At 70.4% G+C, this 703-nt stretch carries 1 protein-coding gene; it reads right to left on the bottom strand.

Annotated elements, in window-relative coordinates; translation table 11 throughout:
• Window positions 1-3 precede the first annotated feature (3 nt).
• Window positions 4-703, bottom strand: a 700-nt coding sequence (locus HL189_RS22475; protein WP_369135959.1) for a methyl-accepting chemotaxis protein, incomplete at its 5' end; no start/stop codon positions are given.

Here is a 703-nt window from a genome sequence, read left to right as displayed (position 1 = left end):
CGATCAGTACGTGAAGCGGCCCACGGTGGTGCGCAGGTCGCTGGCCATCTTCGACAGCTCGTCGACGGCCTGCCGGGTCTGGGTCAGCGCCTGGGTGGTCGAGCCGGCCGCGGCGGAGACACCGGTGATGTTGTTCGCGATCTCCGTCGACCCACCGGCGGCCTCCTGCACCGACCGCGACATCTCGTTCGTCGTGGCGGTCTGCTCCTCCACCGCGCTGGCGATGGTCAGCTGGAAGTCGTTGATCGAGGAGATCGTCTCGCTGATCCCGGTGATCGCCGCCGCCACGCTCCCCGCATCCCCCTGGATCGCCTCCACCCGCCGCGCGATGTCCTCGGTCGCCTTCGCCGTCTCCTGCGCCAGCTCCTTCACCTCGTTCGCGACCACCGCGAACCCCTTGCCCGCCTCACCGGCCCGCGCCGCCTCGATCGTCGCGTTCAGCGCCAGCAGGTTCGTCTGCTCCGCGATCGAGGTGATCACCTTCACCACGTTGCCGATCTCCTGCGAGGACAACCCCAGCTTCGTGATCGTCTCCGTCGTCGCCTGCGCCTCGGTCACCGCCTGCGCCGCCACCCGCGCCGCCTCGTTCGCGTTCTGGCTGATCTCCCGGATCGAGGCGCCCATCTGCTCCGCGCCCGCCGCCACCGTGCCCACGTTCCGCGACACCTCCTCCGCCGCCGCCGACACCACACCCGACTGCGCG

Origin of the sequence: Modestobacter sp. I12A-02662, from assembly GCF_041028325.1 — a bacterium.
Classification (GTDB): domain Bacteria; phylum Actinomycetota; class Actinomycetes; order Mycobacteriales; family Geodermatophilaceae; genus Modestobacter.
Note: the sequence above shows the minus strand (reverse complement) of the source record. Positions and strands in the feature narration are given on the sequence as shown.